This is a genomic window from Weissella minor (assembly GCF_001437425.1).
Lineage (GTDB): Bacteria > Bacillota > Bacilli > Lactobacillales > Lactobacillaceae > Weissella > Weissella minor.
In genome coordinates, this window is sequence record NZ_JQCD01000021.1 from 44,329 (window position 1) to 68,126 (window position 23,798).

General features: G+C 40.2%; 17 protein-coding genes. 12 read left to right on the plus strand and 5 right to left on the minus strand.

The features are described from left to right. Positions 1 to 78: 78 nt before the first annotated feature. From IV67_RS02625 to IV67_RS02640, 4 genes are all read left to right on the plus strand, one after another. Positions 79 to 870 carry an LPXTG cell wall anchor domain-containing protein gene (locus IV67_RS02625; RefSeq protein ID WP_057786832.1) on the plus strand — a complete coding sequence of 264 codons (792 nt, stop codon included), beginning with the start codon at positions 79 to 81 and terminating at the stop codon, positions 868 to 870. 151 nt (positions 871 to 1,021) lie between these two features. Then, positions 1,022 to 1,399 (plus strand): PH domain-containing protein, encoded by a 378-nt coding sequence (locus IV67_RS02630; RefSeq protein ID WP_057786834.1) that lies wholly within the window; start codon positions 1,022 to 1,024, stop codon positions 1,397 to 1,399. Between the two features lie 184 nt (positions 1,400 to 1,583). Then, positions 1,584 to 2,723, plus strand: a complete 1,140-nt coding sequence (locus IV67_RS02635) for a trans-sulfuration enzyme family protein (RefSeq protein WP_057786836.1) — start codon at positions 1,584 to 1,586, stop codon at positions 2,721 to 2,723. Between the two features lie 291 nt (positions 2,724 to 3,014). Next, complete coding sequence (locus IV67_RS02640) at positions 3,015 to 4,352, plus strand: APC family permease (RefSeq protein ID WP_057786838.1); 1,338 nt, start codon at positions 3,015 to 3,017, stop codon at positions 4,350 to 4,352. 54 nt (positions 4,353 to 4,406) lie between these two features. Here IV67_RS02640 and tmk read toward each other — a convergent pair whose 3' ends face one another. Genes tmk through IV67_RS02655 form a run of 3 tightly spaced genes read right to left on the minus strand, consistent with a single transcriptional unit; the run spans position 4,407 to position 7,829 of the window. After that, positions 4,407 to 5,012 carry a dTMP kinase gene (gene tmk / locus IV67_RS02645; RefSeq protein ID WP_083486648.1) on the minus strand — a complete coding sequence of 202 codons (606 nt, stop codon included), beginning with the start codon at positions 5,010 to 5,012 and terminating at the stop codon, positions 4,407 to 4,409. A 51-nt stretch (positions 5,013 to 5,063) separates the two neighbouring features. Beyond that, positions 5,064 to 6,755: an ABC transporter transmembrane domain-containing protein gene (locus tag IV67_RS02650; protein WP_162261067.1), complete on the minus strand. Its 1,692-nt coding sequence runs from the start codon at positions 6,753 to 6,755 to the stop codon at positions 5,064 to 5,066. A 33-nt stretch (positions 6,756 to 6,788) separates the two neighbouring features. Then, complete coding sequence (locus tag IV67_RS02655) at positions 6,789 to 7,829, minus strand: PTS sugar transporter subunit IIC (RefSeq protein WP_057786842.1); 1,041 nt, start codon at positions 7,827 to 7,829, stop codon at positions 6,789 to 6,791. Positions 7,830 to 8,069: 240 nt separating this feature from the next. Here IV67_RS02655 and IV67_RS02660 point away from each other — a divergent pair, with 240 nt between their 5' ends. The 3 genes from IV67_RS02660 to IV67_RS02670 are packed head-to-tail and all read left to right on the plus strand — an operon-like array spanning position 8,070 to position 16,371. Further along, positions 8,070 to 11,609 (plus strand): PD-(D/E)XK nuclease family protein, encoded by a 3,540-nt coding sequence (locus IV67_RS02660; RefSeq protein WP_057786844.1) that lies wholly within the window; start codon positions 8,070 to 8,072, stop codon positions 11,607 to 11,609. Beyond that, positions 11,609 to 15,379 carry a helicase-exonuclease AddAB subunit AddA gene (gene addA / locus IV67_RS02665; RefSeq protein WP_057786846.1) on the plus strand — a complete coding sequence of 1,257 codons (3,771 nt, stop codon included), beginning with the start codon at positions 11,609 to 11,611 and terminating at the stop codon, positions 15,377 to 15,379. The genes IV67_RS02660 and addA overlap by 1 nt, the downstream gene beginning before the upstream one ends. 17 nt (positions 15,380 to 15,396) lie before the next feature. Beyond that, entirely contained in the window at positions 15,397 to 16,371 is a 975-nt protein-coding gene (locus tag IV67_RS02670) for an NAD(P)-dependent oxidoreductase (protein ID WP_057786849.1), read from the plus strand. A 50-nt stretch (positions 16,372 to 16,421) separates the two neighbouring features. Here the strand turns inward: IV67_RS02670 and IV67_RS02675 are convergent, their stop codons facing one another. Both IV67_RS02675 and IV67_RS02680 read right to left on the minus strand, forming a co-directional pair. Continuing rightward, positions 16,422 to 17,675, minus strand: coding sequence for an MFS transporter (locus IV67_RS02675; protein ID WP_057786851.1), 1,254 nt, complete (start codon positions 17,673 to 17,675; stop codon positions 16,422 to 16,424). 122 nt (positions 17,676 to 17,797) lie between these two features. After that, the gene (locus tag IV67_RS02680; protein WP_057786853.1) at positions 17,798 to 18,310 is read right to left on the minus strand and encodes a hypothetical protein; all 513 of its coding nucleotides are present in this window, start codon (positions 18,308 to 18,310) and stop codon (positions 17,798 to 17,800) included. A gap of 160 nt (positions 18,311 to 18,470) precedes the next feature. Between IV67_RS02680 and adhP the strand changes: the two genes are divergently transcribed. The 5 genes from adhP (at position 18,471) to IV67_RS02705 (ending at position 23,795) form a co-directional block, all read left to right on the plus strand. Beyond that, positions 18,471 to 19,520, plus strand: a complete 1,050-nt coding sequence (gene adhP / locus IV67_RS02685) for an alcohol dehydrogenase AdhP (RefSeq protein ID WP_057786855.1) — start codon at positions 18,471 to 18,473, stop codon at positions 19,518 to 19,520. Between the two features lie 327 nt (positions 19,521 to 19,847). Beyond that, the gene (rbsK, locus tag IV67_RS02690) at positions 19,848 to 20,786 is read left to right on the plus strand and encodes a ribokinase (RefSeq protein ID WP_057786857.1); all 939 of its coding nucleotides are present in this window, start codon (positions 19,848 to 19,850) and stop codon (positions 20,784 to 20,786) included. 24 nt (positions 20,787 to 20,810) lie between these two features. Beyond that, positions 20,811 to 21,233, plus strand: a complete 423-nt coding sequence (rbsD, locus tag IV67_RS02695; RefSeq protein WP_057786859.1) for a D-ribose pyranase — start codon at positions 20,811 to 20,813, stop codon at positions 21,231 to 21,233. Positions 21,234 to 21,245: 12 nt separating this feature from the next. Next, entirely contained in the window at positions 21,246 to 22,154 is a 909-nt protein-coding gene (locus IV67_RS02700; protein WP_057786861.1) for a GRP family sugar transporter, read from the plus strand. Between the two features lie 207 nt (positions 22,155 to 22,361). Next, on the plus strand, positions 22,362 to 23,795 hold the full coding sequence (locus tag IV67_RS02705; protein ID WP_057786863.1) for a 6-phospho-beta-glucosidase: 1,434 nt from the start codon (positions 22,362 to 22,364) through the stop codon (positions 23,793 to 23,795). The last annotated feature ends 3 nt before the right edge of the window (positions 23,796 to 23,798 follow it).

The following is a 23,798-nucleotide window of genomic DNA, read 5'->3' on the forward strand; positions in this document are numbered from 1 at the left end:
TAAGCGGAAGAAAAGATTGTCGAAACACCAAGTGAGCAAGTTGAAGTAACGCAACCGGAAGTTCATACGAATGAAGTTGTGGAAGAGCACCCAGTTGAAACGGTAAAGCCGACTGAACCAGAAGCAGTTCAACCACAACAAGCGGAAGAAAAGATTGTCGAAACACCAAGTGAGCAAGTTGAAGTAACACAACCTGAGGTTCACACAAACGAAGTTGTGGAAGAGCAACCGGTTGAAATGGTAGAGCCGATTAAACCAGAAGTAGTTCAACCACAACAAGCGGAAGAAAAGATTGTCGAAACACCAAGTGAGCAAGTTGAAGTAACACAACCTGAGGTTCACACAAACGAAGTTGTGGAAGAGCAACCGGTTGAAACGGTAAAGCCGACTGAACCAGAAGCAGTTCAACCACAACAAGCGGAAGAAAAGGTTGTCGAAACACCAAGCGAGCAAGCTCAAATAACACAACCTGAGGTTCACACAAACGAAGTTGTGGAAGAGCAACCGGTTGAAATGGTAGAGCCGATTAAACCAGAAGTAGTTCAACCACAACAAGCGGAAGAAAAGATTGTCGAAACACCAAGTGAGCAAGTTGAAGTAACACAACCTGAGGTTCACACAAACGAAGTTGTGGAAGAGCAACCGGTTGAAATGGTAGAGTTGCTTGAACCAGAATCAGCTCTACCAAAACAAGCAGAAGAAAAGGTTGTTGCAACGACACAAGCACAGGTGGAAGTAGCACAACTCAAAAACTCAGAAGCATATGCAACGTTGCCAAAAACAGGGCAGAACATGCAACGATTGATCAGCTTTTTAGGTAGTATTTTATTATTATTGATATGTATCGGGTATTTCAAATCACGTAAGTAAAAAAGAACCACTTATTTTGTGAGCGGATCTCTTTGGCGATTGCTTTAGAGAAAATCTGTAAAGATACGAGCAGTTCCAAATGGGACTGCTTTCTTTTATGTTCTAAATTACTGATATAATAGAGTTATTAAACATAGAATGGAGCAGTAATATGGGATTATTTGATGGTATGATGGGGAATTCGACCAAGATTAATGTAAATGAAGTGCAAAAAGAAATTGATCCATTATTGATTGATGGTGAAACAATTGAACATGCGTACAAATTAGTACGTGATTTAGTGATTTTTACCGACAAGCGTCTGATTTTAGTTGATAAGCAAGGGATGACTGCTAAGAAAATTGAATATAAGTCAATTAGTTACCGTTCAATTTCAAAGTTTTCAACTGAAACAGCAGGTCATTTTGATTTAGATGGCGAACTAAAAATTTGGATTTCAGGACAAGTTGAACCATCAGAAGCGCTACAATTTAAAGCGGGTGAAACTTTATCATTGGTTCAAAAGACTTTGGCTGAGAAGGTTTTGTAGTTACATTTTTTAGCAATCTAACACCATATAAAAAACACTATCTTTAATTAGATGGCGTTTTTTTTGATGTCTATGAACTTTTAGCCTGCAGATGACTGGTTAGAATAGCAAAGGGAACTTGGGTTTTCCTGAATTTATGGTATAGTTACTATTAATAAGCAAATAACAGAAAGAGGTATTTGAAATGGATTTTGAGACAAAAGTAATTCATGGTGGGATTCAAAATGACCCAGCAACTGGAGCCGTTGTACCTGCTATTTATCAAACTTCAACATATCGCCAACAAGAATTAGGCGGGGATGCACCTTATGAATATACACGTGGTGAAAACCCAACGCGTTTTGCCGTAGAATCAGTTATGGCTGCGTTAGAAAATGGTAAGCATGGTTTTGCCTTTTCATCTGGAATGGCTGCGGTGCATGCCGTTATGACGCTTTTGCATTCAGGTGACCATTTGATTATGGGAAATGATGTGTACGGTGGAACTTTCCGTTTGGTTAATTCAATTTTAAATGAATTAGGAATCACATATACAGCTGTTGATACGGCTGATACTGATGCCATCGAAGCAGCAATGCAAGAGAACACGAAAATGGTTTATCTTGAAACACCATCAAATCCTCTTTTGCATGTGACTGATATTGCAGCAGCAACTAAGGTCGCACATGCGCATAACGCTTTGGCCGTCGTGGACAACACATTTGCGTCACCTTACAATCAGACACCACTTGATTTGGGTGCTGATATTGTGATGGCATCTGGTACAAAGTATCTTGGTGGTCATTCTGACACCATTTCTGGATTTGTAGTCACGAGTGATGATGCTGTGGCAGATCAAATCAAACTCATTCAATTATCAATTGGGGCAGTGCTATCACCACAAGAATCATTTCTAATTCAACGCTCATTAAAGACGCTTGCTTTACGAGTTGAACGTCATAATGAGAATGCCATGGCTTTGGCTGAATGGTTGAACAATCATGAAAAAGTACAAAAAGTATACTATCCTGGTTTGCCAGGAACACCAGACTACGAAATTGCTAAGGAGCAAATGCGTGGATTTGGTGGCATGATGTCAATTGAATTGCAAGATGGTCTAGACACAAAGAAGTTTGTTGAAAACTTACACGTGTTCCAACTTGCAGAGTCATTAGGCGGCGTAGAATCATTGATTGAAGTACCTGCCGTTATGACGCACGCTTCAATTCCACGTGAAGTTCGTCTTGAAAATGGGATTAAGGATGAATTGGTCCGAATTTCAGTTGGAATCGAAAACATTGAAGATTTAAAGCAAGACTTGGCACAAGGCTTGGATGCACTATAAGTTGGTTTAACGATTATTTGTATATATTGATATACATACAGAAAATGAGAATCATTTCTGATAGTTGCATTATAGAATTAAACTATGCTAACATAGCTTGACGCCAAATAAGAAAGGAAGCACACACATGTTAGCATTTGAGTTTGTAAATAATAATAATAATAATTTACACTCAAATGCGATATGTGATTGGGCCTTTTTGAAATGGCAATAACTGTGTAAATGATATACACCCAATCTTATCTAAGGTTGGGTGTTTTTTCTGCCAAAAAAATAGAATGGAGTTAAGTTATGGAAAAGCAAGTTGAACTGAAACGTTCAATGGGATTGATGTCAGGCCTGTCGATGGTCGTCGGAACGGTAATTGGGTCAGGAGTATTCTTTAAGCAAGCAGGAGTATTACAACAAGCTGGAAGTACGACCATGGGATTAGTCGCATGGATTGCCGGTGGAATTATTACTTTGGCTGCTGGACTAACCATTGCCGAAGTTGCAAATCGCTTGCCTAAAACGGGTGGTTTATATAGCTATATTGAAGAATTATTTGGACCAACCGCTGGATTTTTAACAGGTTGGATGCAAGTAGTGGTGTATGCGCCAGCTGTGATTGCCTCAATTGGAGGGTATGCGGCGTATCTAACGGCTAATTTCTTAGGATGGGATACATCAACAGCACGTTGGATTACGGTTACTTACATTGTGTTCATCATGGTTTTGAATATGTTAGAAAATCGTGTAACCGCAGCTTTCCAAGTGATTACGACTTCAATCAAGATGATTCCGATTGTGGTATTGGTTGTCTATGGCTTGTTTTTCGGAGAAGTTAATGCCTTAGGTCAAACAGTTGCGCAGGTCAGTGCAACGTCACGTGGTGGCATTGGAATGGCGATTTTAGCGACGTTGTTCGCGTATGATGGTTGGATTTTATTGGGTAATATTGCTGGTGAATTAAAGAATCCACGTCGTGATATGCCACGTGCGATTATTTTGGGAATTAGCACGATTGTGTTGGCATATGTTGGTGTTACTTACGCAACGTATCGAACATTACCTGGAAATGAAATTGTTCAACTTCAAAACAATACCACTTTTGCGATGGCAACTAAGGCCTTCGGTGAATTTGGTGGACGTGCCTTAAGTATTGCGATTATTATTTCAATGTGGGGAACATTGAATGGAAAAATGATTTCATTTCCACGGATGGCCTATGCAATGGCCAAAGATGGATTGTTCCCAAAGTATTTGTCTCATTTGAACCCAAAGACACAAGAACCGATTAATGCCATTGCAACGGTCGCAGCCATGACAACTGTCATTGCAGTCTTCACTGATTCAGCTGACCGTTTGTCAGATATTGCTATTTTCACAATTTGGATTTTCTATACGGCAGCCTTTTTTGGAATCTTCATTTTGCGTCGTAAAGATCGTCAAACACCAAATGACAATCAAGAATTGTTTAAGACACCACTTTACCCAATCACACCAATGGTGGCCATTGGGGGCGCAATCTTTGTGCTTGGGTCAACGTTCGTGACTGATTTTATGGGTGTGATTATTTCAATTATTTTGGTTGGGCTCGGCTGGCCAGTTTATTATTATTACCGTCGTAAAAATCATGTTGTTAGATAAATAAAAAAGCCGCTCAATATTGAGCGGCTTTTTATTTATGATGTTGATTAAAATTTAGACGAATGAGCGCCTTTTTTCAAATTCACTGGTAATTTCATTGTGAATAGCAGTTTTAGATTGCGTACCATCGATGATAAGGGCGCTACTTGGGATATTCTCTAAAAATGCGTCCCTAACTTTTACGAAAACACTGGTATCTTGTTCTTCAAATAATGTTTTCTGGCCAGCATCACGTAGCGCAATTCTGCGTAAGGCTTCTTCAGGGGATATGTCGATAAAAACGGTTAAGTCAGGTTCTGGAACATCCTTGTTGATGGCTTTGATATAGTCGACGCTTTCACCTCTAGCTTTAAAGAAAGCAATCGAACTGTAGAGATAGCGATCGCACAAAACGTGACCGTGTTGTAAGTTGGGTTCAATTACCTCAGATACGTGGAACTGTCTATCGGCAGCTGCTAACAAGGCGATACCATGCATATTCGTGACAATACCATCATCTAGATATGCTCTTACTTTGTCGTTTTGTCGATAAAAATCGCACGGTTGTCTTGTTTTGAAGATGTGTTCATGATTTGATTCAAGCCAATCGGCCAGTAAATTGAGTTGCGTTGTTTTTCCAGAGCCATCGAGCCCACAAAAGGCAACCAGTAAATTTTTCACAGTGTTAATTCTCCTTTTATATCTATGTTTCACAAGCCAAAATTTGCGCGATTAAGCAGTGTGGGTGTGGGTTGAATGTGTATCTGTGATGACAAGGTCATTGAAGTTCAGAATAGTATCAAATTTGCTTTCTGTCTTAGCATCGATGGTATGAGAAACAACAATGATGGTGCCATGTGATTGTTGCTGCCAATCGAATAATAACTTCCAGAAATGCTGACTGGTCGTTTGATCAAGATTGGCAGTGGGTTCATCAAAAATAAGTGTCTTTTTACCACTTAATAATCCACGCAATAGTAGTACGCGACGCACCTCACCAGAAGAGAGTGATGCTGAATCACGGGCATTCAAGATATCTTGAGGTAATAGTTTTTCCATAAGTACACGTTGTTCTGATGTTGGATGTTGATCGAATAAAATGTTTTCCATGACTGACAAATTAAATAAGGTGTTACTTGCCGAAATATATACGATATCATCAAACACATCAGCATTGCCTGAGAGATCAATTTTTTCGTGATCAAAGTAGACATTACCATGTCCGTGTTCGGTTAATCCCAGTAGTGTCTTTAAGAAAATAGATTTACCGATACCACTTTTTCCTTTGATTAAATAACTATGCTGATTAGTTATTTCTACGTCTGGATAGTTTAAGGTTTTTTTATCTAAATTAATAGCTAAGTCGTGGGCCATAATTGTTTGATTAAACGTGTATTTAGTTTTATCAGGATGATTATTTTCAATTGTTTGCTGGATTTCTTGCCGAATTGACTTAGTACTATTAATTGCATTGATATTTCTAGATAAATTAAGTACCGGTAAACTCAGTTGATCAATTAAACCAAGAAGCGTAATTGCCATACCGATCGTAATGGATTTATTGACGATTAGGAGTGCAGCGATAAAAATTGCCATAAAACTTGAGGTGTATGAAATTAATGAGTAGATTGCATTGAGTGTTAGTTGATATTTTTGTGACTTAATCCCCAAATCACGTTCTTCAGCAAGACTTTTCTGAAATTGACCCCGTAAAAAATCAGAGATATGGAAAATCTGGATATATTGAAAATTTTGAATGATATTCTCAAACATGGATAAATTAGTCCCAATTTTATCTAGGTAACGTTTTTTCTTATCAGATATATTTTTTTGGAAAAGACGCGTGGCGATTAAAGGAATAATCATCAAGCCGATGATAACGAATCCGGCAATATAACTAATATAAAAAATGGCTGTCGTTACGAAAAGAACGCGTAAAACAAGATAAATACTCGAAAACCAAGATAGGTAATAAGGAACTTCTAGGCTGTTAATTGAATTATTAATGATTTGGGTGGCATTGTTAACGGTACTTTCGGGTATTTTTTTATCACGATTAAGGATATTGTTAGAGACACTATTTTTTAAATCGTAAGTGACCTTGCGGATTAATTTATTTTCAAATTGCCACTCTAGGTAGTAAAACAAGACTTCAACTAACATGATGGAACCGTAAAGTACACTATATTTAATTACTGAATTTGTATTAAATGATACAGCGGATTCAATTAAATCACCTCGAACGAATTGGATGCCAGTTGCGGCTAAAGTGGAGATAATTAGTATGACGAGTAACTTCAAGATTGAAATGTTGGAGATACCGAATAATAATTTTTTTCTCATAAATACATCATCTTTCTTGTTTATTTCTAATGAATTGTATGCTGATATCAGACTTAAGTCAATGTGTTTATCGTTGACCATAAGAAAAAGCCTCTCAATCATGAGAGGCTCTTTTTAAACTTCTGGTAATTTCAAATCAGAAGGTTGGATTAATTTAAGGACTTTAACGAAGATGATTCGCATAAGTACAGCCATACCAACAGGCATGAAAATATAAACAATTAATAAACGTAGACCAATGTTGGCGCCGGTACTTTCTTGGAAGGCGGTAATTGGACCGACAAAACCAGAGGCTCCAAAACCAGCCGAGAAGGCTGTCCCTTTAATTTCTAGTGCAGCTGAAACTAGTCCAGTGGCCCCAGCAGAAATAATAATGGGTAGGAAGAGCTTAGGCTTTTCCAAAATATTAGCCATTTGAATCTTTGGTGAACCAAAGACTTGGGCGATTGTACCTCCGATTGGATTAACGCTAGCGCCAATCAAGGCCAAAGTCATGGCTCCGGCTACAATTCCGGTGTTCGCTGAACCAGAACCAACACCACTGATGCTAATCGCTGTTGCGATTCCAACTGATGAAAGTGGTGACACAATCAAAATCGCAAAGGCAATTCCAAGTGTCATCCCCATCAATAGTGGTGAGAGTGAAGTACTTTTAGCCACTAAATCACCAATCCAAGTTTGGACAGCGAGTGTATAAGGAAGGGTAAACAAGCCGATTGATCCACCTGTTAATAGAATGGCAGTGGGATTCAAAATCACACGCATTGAGCCGAGGTATCGTTGCAAAGTCATCGCAATAAAACCAGCGATAAATGACGTTAGCATGATGTTTAGAATGACACCAGTCCCTGTGAAGACGAATTGTCCTTTTTGGGCAACCGCAATTCCTGAACCAATCAAAGTCGCTAAACTCATCGATGCGGATTCAAGTGGTGCTAATTTCAATAAGAGCCCCACTAACATGCCGGCGATGACGGGCAAAGCCGTTTGGGCCAAATTGACCATGAATGATAGCGTTTCAGTGATGTTAGATGGCTCCATTAAAGATAAAATACCATTTAATAGAGCAGCTGGCATTAGCGCAACTAACACGGCAGTTGCATTTCCGTTTAATACGGCAAGTGTATAATCTTTGAAAGACATTTTGGCTTCCATAGGCAAATCTCCTCGGTTACGTTATATAGTTATAAATAATAGAATCTTACTATACTACAGAATCAGTTAAAATGAGAGAAAATTAATGTTCTGATATAAAAAATTAATAATAATGAGATATAAGTTGATGAATTATCTTTTTTTACAATAAATGGAAGAATTATCGTCTTTATTTTCGAGATGGAATTGGATGTTTGGTAAAATGAAAGAACAAAAGCTAGTAAGAAGCGAGGGCATATGATGGCGTTAGAAATATTTACCGGACCTGCAAGTTATGACCATGAATTGGCCTTACTTGAAAAAATGAAGCAGGTGCTCGAGTCTGATCCGCAGGCTGAATTGTTTTATATTGTCCCAAACCATATTAAATTTGAAAGTGAAATTAATGTTTTACAGCGCTTAGCAGAGTTAATGCACCATGTCAGCGGTGCAGTGTCGGTGCCACGCGTTCAAGTGTTTTCATTGAGCCGACTTGCATGGTATTACATGAGTGAAGACCCAATTTATCATACAGCCAATGTTTCCAAAGATGCACTATTAATGCTGGTACAGCGGTTGTTACGCAAGAACCAAGCTGACCTACAATTGTATAAATCAATGCTAAATAAGCCTGGATTCGTGAGCCAGTTTACGGACCAATTAATGGAATTACGCCAGGCTGGTCTACAAAAATCGGATTTAGAAGCGATTCAAGGTGATGTAAAAAATGCCCAGACATTGCTATATAAATTGCATGATTTGACACTGATTGGGGACCAGTTAGATGCCGTCTTAGCAGAGCGAGGTCAATATTTAAGTAGTGATTTACTATTAGCTTTAAAGGTGTATTTGAATACTGACAAAGTTAATTTGCGACATCATCAGTTCTTTATTAATCGCTATTCACAGATGACCCAGGGCGAACGTGGTGTGACTGAGGCATTAATTGCGAATGCCCAGGCAGTGACATTGGGCTTGCCAACTGATAATTTAACGCTCCAGGCCGATACACCTGATTTGTATCGACCAGCCAAAAAGCTCGGTTTGAGCTTGATTGACTATGCCAAAAATTTGGACATCCCCACGCAGGTGACGCCATTGACGCAACGCCGTCAGTTGAGTGAAACAATGGTAGCGGTTGAAGATTTCTGGGCTGAATATGAGCGCACTGGTGTCCAAACGAAACAAGGCGCTGCTGCAATTCCAGCAGATGAATTGCAAGTTTGGCAGGCCAATTCTCTGTATCAAGAAGTTGAGCAGATGGCACGTCAAATTCGGCAAGAGGTTGCAGCTGGTGAGCATCGTTATCGTGACTATTTACTATTAGCACGTGATTTGGGACCTTATCAAAATATTGTGCCAGCTGTCTTTAATCGTTTTGAAGTGCCGTTCTTTATGGACGCAGACTTATCAATGAGCGAGCATCCGTTCGTCGCTTTTTTGGACACGCTATTAAGTTTGTCAAAGGGGATTAATTTACAGTCGGTTATGACATTACTTAAGACCGAATTGTTGCGACCGGTTGATATTGATTTAGCGAGCTATCGTGATGCGCTCGCACTCACTGAAAATTTTGCTTTAGCTAAAAATATGCCAGTGTGGCGTTTTGAATCAACCACACCCTGGCAATATGATCGTCAAACGCTAGATATGGATGATGATACAGTGCGTGAGCGAGTAGAAGCTAAAGACCAACAAATTGAATTAATTCACCAACAAATTAGTCAGGTTGTTAGTCCGTTTTTGAAGCAAATTGCCCAAGTGACTAATGCGCGTGATTTAGCTACTGCTTTATATCAATTTTTGATAGCACAAGGCGTTGACCAGCAATTGTTAGCATGGCGTGATGAAGCGGTGGCACAAGGTGATTTGAACTTAGCACAACAACCCGAACAGGTTTGGCGAACTTTTATTGGGGTCTTGGATGATTTTGTGACTGTTTTTGATACAGAAGCAATGACCTTAGCCGAATTACAAGATGCGTTGCAAGCTGGCTTTAACAATGCGAGTTACTCGGGTATCCCTGCCACAATGGATCAAGTTCGTGTGTCTGAAAGTGGAATTGTGCAGAATGCCAATTATGATACGACGATTGTTTTTGGAGCAACAAGTGCTAATTTACCAAGTAATATTAGAACTCAAGCGATTTTAAATGACCAAGATCGTGATATTTTACAACCACTATTACCAGCTGGGACCGAAATTCGGGGGACTGCTGAACAAGAAATGACCCAAGAACCCTATCTTATGTATAGTGCCATGATGAGTGCGACGCGACGTTTAATTTGGTTGTATGCAAGTAGTGACGGTGATAAGCCGCAACAAGCATCAACATATATTAACCGTTTGCAAAGCCGTTTTTCAGTGGAGACGCAAACATTCTTAGCTTTACCAGAGCCAAGTTTAGGTCAATTGACCCAATTCGTGGGGACGCCGGCAAGTAGTTTAGCGCATCTGGTGATGGTTAAGCGCCTAGCGAAATTACAACATACGGCGGTTCAAGCAAATTGGCAACGTTTAGAAAGTCAGATTTATAAGCTCATGCCGACGATGACGACAAAGTTAATGGGTAGTCTAGAATATGTCAGTCAAGCAACACCAATTCGCTCGGACTTGGTTACGGCATTGTTTGGACAGGATTTGAAGGCTTCAGTTTCACGTCTCCAAAGTTATGCCCGTAATCCATATGAATTCTTTTTACAATATGGTTTGCGTTTACGTGAGCGTGAGGTGATGGATTTAACACCGGCCGAAAAAGGAACCTATCTACATGCTTTGTTTGAAGGGGTATTTAACCAATTAATTGCTGAAAATAAGGTCCTTGGACAAATGCAAGATGCTGAATTACAACAACGGGTTCAAGCATATGCGGAGCAGTTGTTGGCTAGTGGTGATATTACTTTCGACATTTTCAATAGTTCAGCACGGATGCGTTATTTAACTGCACAATTAAATCAACAAGTTATCTATGACTTAATGCAAATGCGTCGGGGACAACCAGATAATCAGCGTGTGCAAACAAAACGGACAGAGGTTGGATTTGGTCTTGGTAAAAACGGGTTACCACCAGTGAAGTATCAATTGGATCAAGGTTCAGTCACCGTGCGCGGAAAGATTGATCGTTTTGACCAAGTGACAACTGACGGCGGTCAATATTTGATGGTGGTCGATTATAAGTCGAGTGCGCGCAAGTTTGATTATAAGAAGGTATTGTCAGGCCTTGAACTACAATTGATGACCTACTGGGCAGCTTTAGCTGAAGCTGAATCAATGCCAATTGGTGGGGCAACATTCTTTGATGCACAAACACCATTAGTTCGTGGGGACAAGTTACCGTTGGTATCCACTTTTACGGAATTACAACAAGCGGCTGATACCGAAAATGCGCAAGGTGGTAGCTACACAGGTGTGTTACGAAATGCACCAGATTTGTTGAAAGCACTTGATACACCTGAAGGTATGGACAAATTGTTTGGTTTTACCTTTAAAAAAGATGGTGTGTCATTGAAGGCAGGGCATGAAACTTACGCGGATGATGAGATTGACACTTTAGTGCGTTATAACGAATGGATGATTGAAAATATTGCAAATCATATTTTGCAAGGTGAATTTCCATTGTTACCATATCGCGATAAGCAAACAAGTGGTTTGCAATACAGTGATTATGCACCTGTTATGTTGTTTGATGCGATGCTTGGAAATACCTACCGCGATATTTCACAGTATCCAACCAAACGTGATGCCGTCTTAAAGCAGATGCATCTAGACTTAAATGATACCCCTGAAGAGGAGGAGAATTAATGCAATTTACATCTTCACAAGCTGCGGCAATTTCACATAAAGATAAAAATATATTGGTTTCAGCATCAGCGGGGGCAGGAAAAACACGTGTGTTAGTTGAGCGCGTGTTACAAAGATTGTTGGCTGGCGAGAATATCAACGAATTTTTGATTGTGACCTTTACGAATGCCGCAGCTACCGAAATGAAAGAGCGTTTGGAAAGCGCCATTCGTGAGGCCATACCTGAGACGACCGGCGCAGAAAAGCAACATCTCTTAAAGCAATTACGCTTAATTAATGTTGCCAATATTTCGACTTTACATGCCTTTGCGATGCGTTTAATTGAACAGTATCACTATACAATTGATTTGGATCCACAGTTTCGTTTAGTCGATGATGCGGAAAATACCCTCATTAAACAAGAAGTTTATCAACAACAATTAGAATCAGTGTATGAGGCGGATGAACAAGAACCAGGTCGCCCCTTTGCTGAATTTGTATCGCAATTTAAGACGAATGCGCAAAGTGATGATAAATTACGGCAAGCGGTGTTTACCCTATTTAACTTTGCGATGGCACGTCCAGATACACTGGATTGGTTAGATCATTTGCCTGATGCATATGTATCAGCAGATGATTTTGCCCAAAGCGAATTTTACCAGCAAGCCTTATTACCAAGCATGGTGGCAGACTTAGATGGCATGATTGATTTAGCACGTCAGGCAGTCGATGGTGCGCCAGATACGAATGATGAAGCGCCTGCTGAAAACCGTTTGCATAATTTAATGGATGATTTATCACAATTAGAAGATGTGCAAATGATGCTACAAAATCCGGATCAGCCTTTTGATGCCATACGTCAGCAAGTGTTAAACATGCAATTTGCGACTTTTGGTAAAAATGAAGCCGGCAAGGCACCACGTTTTACAAAAGATTCACCTGTTAAGGACGCTTGGGCACCAATTGCTAAAGAACGTAAGGAACGGAATAATGACGTTGATGCGTGGCGTCATCAATATTTTGTATTAGATTCTGCTGGAACTAAAGTCGCTATGGATGGTGCTAAGAAAACCTTGTTACAGTTAGTGGCGATGACCAAAACATTCCAGGACGCATTTTTAGCTGAGAAATTACAACGTAAAGTGCTTGATTTTAATGATTTAGAACATTTCGCTTTAGCGATTGTTCAGCAAGAAGCGGTTGCGAATGAACTTAAGCAACAGTATCGGGAAGTCATGGTTGATGAATATCAAGATACGAATCAACTGCAAGAAGCCATTTTGAGTCGGATTGCTGGGCCAGATAATACCTTCCAAGTTGGTGATATTAAGCAATCTATCTATAAGTTCCGACAAGCTGATCCAACATTATTTGGGTCGAAATTATTGGCTTATCCAGAGCGTGATGATAGTGAAGTGATTACACTACAGGAAAATTTCCGTTCACAACCGAATGTGACGAATTTTATTAATTATATTTTTGCGCAAATTATGAGTCGAGATTTAGGTGATGTGGACTATGCTGGAGATGCCGAATTGGTCGCCGGTGCCGATTACTATCCAGACGATATTGCTAAGCAAGCTAATTTACTCGTTTATTTGCAAGAAAGCGATGCTGAGGCAACAGACGATTCAACGGTTGCAGTTGACCAGCAAAAACAATTTGATGGAACGAGTGGTCAAATCACAGTATTGGCCCGTAAAATTCAACAAATTATGCAAGACCCTGATTATCAAATTTTTGATCGTAAAGCACAGGCCAAGCGCCGCCCTAAGTATTCGGACATTACGATTTTGGTGCCAACGAAAAATCAGAACTTAGATGTTTTGGATATTTTAGGTGAACAAAACATCCCCGTGACGATTGAAGGGACAGAAAACTTTTTCCAGACGACCGAAATTTCAGTGATGCTAAGTCTTTTGCGAATTATTGATAATCCGCATCAAGACATTCCTTTGGCGGCTGTTTTACATTCGCCTTTGTATGGTTTGGATGATAATGACTTAGCCTGGATTCGTCTGCAAAACCAACAAGATGATTTTTATCAGGCCCTTGAAACTGTGATGCAGACTGAGGCGCCTATCGCGGGTGTTGATCCGCAAAGTGATAAAGTCCGGCCTGTTTTGACCCAATTTATGCATGACCTTGAAAGCTTTAAGCGCTTAGCGACGCAAAATCAAATTGTGACGTTAATCTGGCAAATTTATAATCAGACCGGTTGGTTGGATTATGTCGGTGGTTTACCATCAGGCGCACAACGGCAAGCTAATCTACATGCCTTGTATCAACGCGCTGCTAGTTATCAAAAGTCATCCTTTGTGGGCTTGTACCAATTCATTCAATACGTCCTTGAATTGCAGAGTCAGGATAAGGATTTGAGTGCAGCCGACGCGAATACGACGGATGATTCCATCCATTTGATGACGATTCATCATTCAAAGGGTTTGGAATTTCCAATTGTCTTTGTACTTAATAGCACCCATCAAATGGTGTCGTTAAATGAATCAACCGGTCCGATTTTGGCCGATGCAAAGGCTGGTGTAGGTGTTGATTATGTAGATACTGCTCATAATTTGTCACTCCCAACACCACAACGTGAATTAGTCAAGCAAGCGCGTAAAGCTGGTGCATTTGCGGAACAGTTACGTGTACTATATGTGGCCTTGACGCGTGCTGAACAGAATTTATACCTTGTTGGTACATACAAGACGGTCGACGAATTGAATCGCATTTGGCAAATGAGTGCATTCGGTACGCAATGGATGCTACCAAATTGGGTACGAAAAAATGCCAAGTCGTATATGGATTTGGCCGGGATGGCGTTGATGCGTCATCCACAAGCCGATGTTAAAATGCAGCATGCATTTGCCCAAGTTGGCGCAACGTTTGATTCAACGATTGAACAAGCGTTACCAGAAAAGCATGCCTTTGAATTTGATGTTGAATTTTTCAATCAATATAGTTTACAGAATATTGCGAGTCACCAAACTGAACCACAAGCTGTGATGGAAGTTGATTTGACAGATCAAGCACAAGCCGTTCAAGATTGGTCACAAGTGCTGAACTTTAACTATCCCTATGAAGCAGCAACGCGCGCAACTGCTTATCAGTCGATTTCTGAATTAAAGCGGCTCTTTGAAGATCCTGACTTATCTCAAGGACGTCAAAGTGCTGATGTCCGCCTTTCTGCAGAAGGGACAACGGGTTTGCGTTTTGTGAATGACCAATTGGATCAACCGCAATTTATGCAAACGCAAACTAATCAGGTGTCTGCAGCAGCAGTGGGAACGGCAACGCATATGATTATGCAACGAGCTGACCTCAGTGCGGGGGCACCGACCCTAGCGCAATTACAAAAATTGCTTGATCAGTTAGTCGCGACCGCATCAATTGAGGCAGCTGTCGCGCAGAAAGTGCAGTTAGCGCAAGTGGCGAGTTTCTTTACTGATAATGCGTTAGGGCAGCAAATGGTTGCGCATGCAGATAGTTTGCAACGAGAAGTACCGTTCTCGCTACTGCTGAATGCAAATAGCTTGTATAAGGATTATAATGGGAATGAACGTGTGTTGGTCCATGGAATTATTGACGGTTATTTCATGGTTGGTGATACCGTGTGGCTCTTTGATTATAAAACTGACCATATCGGAAAACAGTCCGCTAGTGAAATCTTGCCGGCGCGTTATAGTGGTCAGCTAAATCTGTATGCCCAAGCCTTAGTGGCGCAAGGGTTACCTTATCCAAGACGTTTTATTTATTCATTCGACGCTAAAGAAACCGTAGAACTTACTTAAATGCTGGAGGAATACGCATGACAAAACCTAAGATTTTATTGACTGGATTACCTCATCCCGACCAAATTGCGGAGTATTCAGACCGTTTTGATTTTACGTATGCAACGGACAAGCCTTACACGCGTGAAGAATTATTAGCGCAATTGCCAGAGCAAGATGGTGTTGTCTTATTTGGTTATAAAGCGGATAAAGAGTTTATTGATACTGGTGCTAACTTAAAGATTATTGCAACGAATAGTGTTGGATTTGACCATGTTGATATTGATTATGCGCAATCTAAGGGAATCGTTGTGGCGAATACACCAGCAGCGGTGCGTGTTCCGACGGCCGAAACAGCCTTAACATTGATGTTAAGTGTGACCCGTCGTTTCAATGAATACAATAACAAGATGCATGCCGGTGAGTGGACGCCAATGACCAATGTTGATAACTTGGGAACGAGTGTGCAAGGCAAGACCTTAGGAATTTTTGGTATGGGTCGCATTGGTAAAACTATGGCAGGCTTTGGTCAAATGTTGGGGATGGATGTGATTTATCATAATCGTCATCAACTATCACCAGAGGCCGAAGCTGAGGCCGGTGTAAAGTTTGTGAGTTTTGATGAATTGGTGCAACAAGCGGATGTGTTGAGTTTGCATGCGCCAGCAACACCTGAGACGGCAAATATTATTAATGCGGATGTGTTTAAGGCTATGAAGCCAAGTGCCTTCTTAATTAATGTTGCTCGCGGTGCGTTGGTCAATGAAGCAGATTTGGAAGTGGCCTTAAAGGAACACCAAATTGCTGGAGCTGGCTTAGATGTATACGCGGACGAGCCAAATGTCCCAGCGGGTCTAACACAATTTGAAAATGTTGTGATGACACCACATGCTGGTACTGGAACTGTTGAAGCGCAAACAGCCATTTTTGTGGAAGCTTTGAATAATTTAGTTGCAACTTTACTTGATGAGCAACCAACGAATATGGTTAATCATGTTGCAAAATATGAATAAAAAATAAAAGACCAGATGCACACTTTGTTGTGGATCTGGTCTTTTTCATTTTAGATATTAACTTGGTAATTTTTATTCACATAAATTGCGCCGATTGCAGCAAGTAATCCGAGAATACCAAGGAGTGTCCAACCAATATAGATTGAACCAAGTCCGACTAAGCTCATACCAACCACTTGTCCTACCGGAATGGCGAACATCGAACAAGTTGTCATCATACCCGAAACTAACGCAAAATTATCTTCGGGCACATTATTCATAAACCAGGCGTTAAATTTAGGATTAAACATACCTTGTACAAAGCCAAGGATGAACATCGTAAAGAGTAATAGTGGCCAATTGGCTAAAAAGACAGCAACAGCGGATAGGAGGTACATGATAAAATTCATCGGCATTAATTGCAATAATTTAATTTTATGCAAAGGTGTTCCGAGACTGAAGCCGCCAATTAGTTCACCGATTCCTAGTGATAGCGAAACGGCAAGAATTGTAAACGAAACCGAATGATTAATTAAAATGGCATTTAATTGGGTATACGTTAGATTCAGCACGGGCGTTTGAATGGCCCCTAAAAAGTTAATTGTAATGATTAAAATAATCATCGTTTTAATTTCGGGGAAGCTCCACAAAAGTTTTGCGCCAGCAACCATGCCATTGACCTGTGTTTGCTCAGGTGATTCCTCTGTTTGAGTCGTAACCTTTTTATTAAAGGCACTGGCGGGTAGGTACTTGCGACCAGCCCAGAGAATCCCGAGGGACAGCGCTATCGTAAAGGCATTGATTAATGCAATCAAAGTAAAATCATTGTGGAATACGGTGAGTAAACCAACCCCAGCAGATTGAAAAATTAAGTAAATTGCAGATGTGATACCACTTAGATAGCCCATATAGGCTTCACGTTCATCGGCGTGTAACGAATCTTTCTCAGCAACGATGAAGACACCGCCGTAGAGATTACCTAAGAAATCAGATAAGACCATCAAAACAGAAATAAGCAGGAATACAATCAAAGAGGGATGCTCGATGACGGCGGCAACAACTAAGAACATGATAATTTGCGTGATTTTGAAAATAGTCGCACTCTTAAAAGGGCGTTTGATACGATCTGCTAAATAGCCAGAATAGAAGTTTAAGACTCGGGGGATGAATGGGAGAATACCGGCGATTGAAACACAGAGAAATTTATTCTCTTGCTGCGTTGCATAAATTAAAAAGACGATGTTGTATAAGACGTCGCCAATAACACCGGTTAACTCTGCCCCGGTTAGGACAAAGAAGCCCCGTTTTCTGATTTTTTCTTGCATAATCCTACCAATCCTCAGTTTAATTAAAATTACATTAGAAATATACTACCACTTTTCTAATATACTGTCATTGGATATGAAGAAATTCATAAAAAAAGACCCTTATTTAGATAAGAGCCGCCTTAATTGGCATATTTAATTTTAAGTTGGGTCGCAATTTCCTTTTGCTGTTCATCTGAATAGTGGGCATTCACATATTTAATGATGGTTGCCAAATCACTTTTTGCTAACAGTTTATTATTGTAACCATCAAAGAATTCAACTTGATTATGATTTTGACCGCTTAGTTGATAGTAAGGGGCTGAATGTTCATTTGTGTCTTTAATGATAATGCGATAGGCCATGGTATTTTGGTCAACAGGGATTTTGATGAGATCAGTCGGGTGTTGAAAGGTTTTTTCAACGGCCTGCCAATCATTATAATCCTTTAATTGATTAGCCCCATACAGTCCGATTACCGTGGTGGCTAATTCTTCATTGGTCTTTGTCTGATCAACTGTGGTTGTCCCATCAGAGGTCTTTTTCGTGATGGTTGGGATTGGTAATTGTGTGTTGGGGTTTTGGTGATAGACAGCGGCGCCACCGATACCGGCAACAGCTGTACCACCGATGAGCAGTTTCGTAAAAGTTTTCATGAGTGTATAGAATCCTTATCAATGAGAGTCTCTTAAGTATAGAATGTGAAAGCGAATTTGTAAAAAAAGAAGACTTGCAAAAGGTTGTGAAATAAAATACAATGAACTTGTGAAAAAGATAACAAATTGATAATAACGTAAAACATTGGAGGAAATGATAATGAAAGCAGCTGTTGTACGCCAAAATCCAGACGGATTCGTTGACTTAGTTGAAGATTGGGAACCCCGCCAAGTTGGCTTTGGTGAAGCCTTGGTTGATGTTGAATATTGTGGATTGTGTCACACTGATTTGCACGTTGCCAATGGTGATTTTGGTAACCCAAATGAACTAAACCCACGTGATGGCTTCCGTCGTGTTATCGGACACGAAGGAGTTGGAATTGTGGCTAAGCTTGGTGAAGGCGCTTCTGACTATTTGAAGGTCGGTGATCGCGTATCAATCGCTTGGTTCTACGATGCATGTGGAAACTGTGAATACTGTAATACAGGAAACGAAACTTTCTGTTCACGTGTTCGTAACTCAGGATTTAGTGTTGATGGTGCCATGGCACAACAAGTTGTTGTGAACGCCAAGTACGCCGTTAAGGTTCCTGCTGGTTTGGATCCAATGGAAGCCTCATCAATTACATGTGCGGGTGTCACAATGTATAAGTCATTGAAGGTTGGGGAAACTAAGCCTGGACAATGGGTATCTGTTGTTGGTGCTGGTGGTCTTGGAAACTTGGCAGTTCAATATGCACACAATGTATTCGGTGCCCACGTGGTTGCCGTTGATGGAAATCCAGATAAGTTGCAAGCAGCGAAGGATTCAGGGGCCGAATTACTTATTAACCGTAAGACTGAAGACGTACCAGCGATTATTCAAGATAAGGTCGGCGGTGTACACAACGCACAAGTTACAGCTGTTAATACGCAAGCCTTTGACCAATCAATTAACTCACTTCGTCCAATGGGTAAGTTAGTTGCTGTGGCTTTGCCACAAGGAGACATGGCGCTTAATGTGGTTAAGACTGTGTTATCAGGAATTGAAGTTAAGGGTTCATTAGTCGGAACACGTACTGACTTGGCAGAAGCTTTCCAATTCGGAGCCGAAGGTAAGGTTAAGCCAATTGTTGAACGTGCCGATGTCCGTGATCTTAATGATGTGATTGAAGCAATGCACAACAACCAAATCACAGGACGTATGGTCTTTGATTTCGGTTCATTGTAAGCCAAGTCGCAGGATTCACATAGTGTAGTTAAATATAATATATACAAAAATATATATTTGTAATTCTATTTTATCTTGGCGGATAAGCGACAAAAGAAAACGCTTACGTTAGTTGCTTTTGTTTGTCTTAAATAAAATTTAAATAAATCAGTAATAAACTCAAATGAATTTTAATCCTATTTGGTTTAAATTTGTTTGAGATTTATTTTATGATTTTAGTAAAACGTTTTAAGAAAACGTTTTAAAAAAGCGTTTACAAAGATTAAAAAACATATTAATATATAGTTGTTAAGAAAGTTACGATTTGAAACCTAAAGGAGAATGAACATGGCAAAGGTAATTACAGTTTTAGGATCAACAAATATTGATAAGGTTGTTCAAGTCCCACGTTTTGGGGCTAGTGGTGAAACATTGCATACACCAAACCACATCACAGAAGCAATGGGTGGAAAAGGTTTGAACCAAGGTGTTGCGTCTGCACGTTCAGGGGCAAAGACGAACATGATTACCAAAGTTGGAATGGCTTTTGACGTTTCAAAGAACATGAACGTTGACAACTTGATGACTGACCATGTGATGCGTTCTGATAATGAAGAAACAGGGCAAGCCTACATTACGGTTTCTGAAGAAACAGGGGACAACATCATTTACATTTATGGTGGTGCGAATGCCGATATGACAGCAGCTGATGTGCGCGAGCACGTTGAAGCCATTGAAGAATCTGATTTTGTGATTGCACAATTGGAAACACCCATTGAAACAGTTGTTGAAGCCTTTAAGATTGCGCATGAACATGGTGTGAAGACAATTTTGAATCCAGCGCCAATGCCTGAAGTAGGTGGATTGCCAGAAGAATTGCTTAGCTTGACTGATGTGATTGTGCCAAACGAACACGAAACATTCTTGTTGACTGGGGTTGAAGTTAGCGATGAAAAGTCAATGATTCACAATGCGGTTTATTATTTTGAACATGGTATTGATACGGTTATTATTACCATCGGATCAAACGGTTCATTCTATATGCGTGACAATGGTGAAAAGGGGATTGTGCCAGCATTTAAGACGAAGGCAGTTGATACAACTGCTGCTGGGGATACATTTATTGGTGCCATGACGACACGTTTGGAAAATGATTTATCTAATTTGCCTGATGCCATGCGCTATGGTTCAGCCGCATCATCAGTAACTGTTTCACGTGCTGGGGCACAACCAAGTATTCCAGTTGAAACAGAAGTATCTGCTATTTTAGCCGCACACGCTGAATAACGTTAATCAAAAGGGGAGCAAATTATGCGTAAAACGAATTTGTTAAATACAAAGTTATCAGCCGCAATTTCTGAAATTGGGCATACGCAATGGTTGTCAATTGGGGACTCAGGACTACCAATTAAGGATGATGGTCGTAAAATTGATTTGTCTGTTATCCGTGGATTGCCAGCATTTATTGATGTATTGGCAGCGACACTTTCAGAGATGAAAGTGCAAAAGGTTTATCTAGCTGAAGAAATTAAGACAGAAAACCCAGACCAGCTAAAGGCAATTGAGGGGTTGCTTGATGCTGATGTTGAAGTTGTTTGGGTGACACATGATGAATTGAAAGGGATGACCCGGGACGACAATAACATTGCGACCGTCCGGACAGGTGAAACAACACCATTTTCAAATATTGTTTTAGAATCAAATGTTGATTTTATTGGGGAAGCAATTAAATAGGGGGCTTAACACATGAATATGGCAGGTTTGTTTTTTGCGGCACTCGCAATTATTGGTTGGAGTGCCTATCCAACCTTGGTGTCTAAATTTGGGGGAACACCAACACAAGGTATTTTCGGAGCAACATGGGGAACGTTAATTGTTGCGACGGTTTTGCTAGTAGTAACTGGGATGGATATTCCAACCGGTATGAATTTTTGGTTATCTGTTGCATCAGGAGCCGCTTGGGCTTTTGGAAATGTTTTGACAATTGTCGCTTTTGGCATGAAGGATTCTTCTGGCCATGTATTAGGATCAGCTAAAGCGATGCCGATTTCGACGGCGTTTCAAATTACAGCAAATGTGTTATGGGGTGTGATTATGCTAGGCAATTGGCCATCAGCGCAATCACGTTTCATTGGCGCAATTGCAGTCATTATCATTTTGATTGGTGCCTATTTGACCACATATCAGGAACAAAAAACAGAGGGTAATTTAGATTTATTATTGAAAGCTGTCGGCGTTTTGTTGATTGCCCAAATTGGGTACTCGCTTTATGGTATTTTGCCACAATACACGCAAAATACAGACGGGTTACACATGTTCTTCCCACAAGCATTGGGAATGGCTGCTTTCGGACTAGGTTTGGCATTGTTTGACTTGATTAAGAAGCAAGACAACATTTTTGCAAAGCCTGTTACGTATAAGCAAATCTTTTCAGGATTCTTCTTTGCGATGGCTGCGTTAGGTTACTTAGTATCAGCTCAGCCTGCTATGTTAGGCCTTGCAACAGGGTTCGTATTATCACAAATGTCAATTGTGGGTGCGACTGTTTCTGGAATTCTAGTGATGCATGTCCAGAAAACAAAGAAAGAATGGCTAGTTATCTCAATCGGGTTGGTTATGATTGTTGGTGCGGCATCAATTACCGCCTTTTTGTAAAAAAATGAAAAACAGACTACATTTTTGTAGTCTGTTTTTTTTATGACTAAATGTTGGTAGATAAAGGGATTTAGTTAATGAATTATAAAAATATGACTATTCTAGAAATGTAAACGCTTGCATAATTGTACGTGCACAATTATAATGTTCATGTAAAGTGATTCAGCGAGTTTCAATTGGTCGTGCAATTCTTAGGAGGATATTACTATGACAAATTCATTATCTGAAAATTTTTTATGGGGTGGCGCTGTTGCTGCTCATCAGTTAGAAGGGGCTTGGCAAGCTGACGGAAAAGGGGTCAGTGTCTCTGACGTGATGACAGTCGGTGGGCCAGATGCAGAGCGTAAAATTACACAAGGCGTGCAACCAGATGAATATTATCCAAATCATGAAGGGATTGATTTTTATCATCACTACAAAGAAGACATTGCGATGTTCAAAGATCTTGGACTTAATTCGTTCCGAACATCAATTGCATGGACGCGCATTTTTCCGACTGGTGAAGAATTAGAACCGAATGAAGCGGGACTTCAGTTCTATGATGATTTGTTTGATGAATTGATTGCAAACGGAATTGAACCGGTGATTACACTATCGCATTTTGAAATGCCTTATCATTTGGTGACGAAGTATGGTGGTTTCCGTGATCGCCGTGTGATTGATCTCTTTGTAAAGTATGCGGAAGTTTGCTTTAACCGTTATAAGAATAAGGTGCATTATTGGATGACCTTTAATGAAATCAATAATCAAGCGCGTTTTGATAATGATTTTGTGGTATTTACAAATTCAGGGCTTGATTTCAAGCCAGGTGAGAACCGTGAAGAAATTATGTATCAGGCCTCACATAATGAATTGGTTGCCAGTGCCCGTGCAACGCGCATTGGGCATGCGATTAATCCAGATTTTGAAATTGGTTGCATGATTGCAATGGGACCAATTTACCCAGAAACGATGAATCCAGATGATGTGTTGTTAGCACAAAAGGCGATGGAGCGTAATTACTTTTACGCGGATGTCCACGTAAATGGTGAATACCCAGAATCATTGCTTAAATATTGGGATCGTAAAGGATTTAATATTGAACGGACTGAAGATGATTTGCGAGATTTGAAGCAAGGTACAGTTGATTATATTGGTTTTAGTTATTACATGTCGGCTGCTGTACACAAGGATGAGACACTCAGTTTTGATGACAGTAATTTGATGAATAGTTCTGTCGATAACACGTATGTGCCAAAGTCTGACTGGGGTTGGCAAATTGATCCACGCGGTTTGCGTTATGCGCTAAATTGGTTTACTGACAAGTATCATATCCCATTATTCATTGTTGAAAACGGACTTGGTGCCTATGACAAGGTTGAAGCAGACGGTTCAATTCATGATGACTATCGTATCAATTATCTACGTGATCATATTGAACAAATGAAATTAGCGGTGACAGAAGATGGGGTTGATTTGATTGGTTATACACCATGGGGATTAATTGATTTAGTATCAGCCGGTACTGGTGAGATGGATAAACGTTATGGCGTCATTTATGTTGATAAAAATAACGCCGGAGAAGGAACGCTGACCCGTTCAAAGAAAGATTCATTTGATTGGTTTAAGCATGTAATTGAGACAAATGGTGAAGAGCTATAGGAG

Excerpts from the sequence above, each read along its gene's own strand:
- IV67_RS02660 (WP_057786844.1), top strand. The coding sequence starts at position 8,070 with ATGGCGTTAGAAATATTTACCGGACCTGCAAGTTATGACCATGAATTG.
- rbsD (WP_057786859.1), top strand. The coding sequence starts at position 20,811 with ATGCGTAAAACGAATTTGTTAAATACAAAGTTATCAGCCGCAATTTCT.
- IV67_RS02670 (WP_057786849.1), top strand. The coding sequence starts at position 15,397 with ATGACAAAACCTAAGATTTTATTGACTGGATTACCTCATCCCGACCAA.
- IV67_RS02640 (WP_057786838.1), top strand. The coding sequence starts at position 3,015 with ATGGAAAAGCAAGTTGAACTGAAACGTTCAATGGGATTGATGTCAGGC.
- IV67_RS02650 (WP_162261067.1), bottom strand. The coding sequence starts at position 6,755 with ATGGTCAACGATAAACACATTGACTTAAGTCTGATATCAGCATACAAT.
- IV67_RS02705 (WP_057786863.1), top strand. The coding sequence starts at position 22,362 with ATGACAAATTCATTATCTGAAAATTTTTTATGGGGTGGCGCTGTTGCT.
- IV67_RS02635 (WP_057786836.1), top strand. The coding sequence starts at position 1,584 with ATGGATTTTGAGACAAAAGTAATTCATGGTGGGATTCAAAATGACCCA.
- IV67_RS02680 (WP_057786853.1), bottom strand. The coding sequence starts at position 18,310 with ATGAAAACTTTTACGAAACTGCTCATCGGTGGTACAGCTGTTGCCGGT.
- IV67_RS02630 (WP_057786834.1), top strand. The coding sequence starts at position 1,022 with ATGGGATTATTTGATGGTATGATGGGGAATTCGACCAAGATTAATGTA.
- adhP (WP_057786855.1), top strand. The coding sequence starts at position 18,471 with ATGAAAGCAGCTGTTGTACGCCAAAATCCAGACGGATTCGTTGACTTA.
- IV67_RS02675 (WP_057786851.1), bottom strand. The coding sequence starts at position 17,675 with ATGCAAGAAAAAATCAGAAAACGGGGCTTCTTTGTCCTAACCGGGGCA.
- rbsK (WP_057786857.1), top strand. The coding sequence starts at position 19,848 with ATGGCAAAGGTAATTACAGTTTTAGGATCAACAAATATTGATAAGGTT.
- IV67_RS02655 (WP_057786842.1), bottom strand. The coding sequence starts at position 7,829 with ATGGAAGCCAAAATGTCTTTCAAAGATTATACACTTGCCGTATTAAAC.
- addA (WP_057786846.1), top strand. The coding sequence starts at position 11,609 with ATGCAATTTACATCTTCACAAGCTGCGGCAATTTCACATAAAGATAAA.
- IV67_RS02700 (WP_057786861.1), top strand. The coding sequence starts at position 21,246 with ATGAATATGGCAGGTTTGTTTTTTGCGGCACTCGCAATTATTGGTTGG.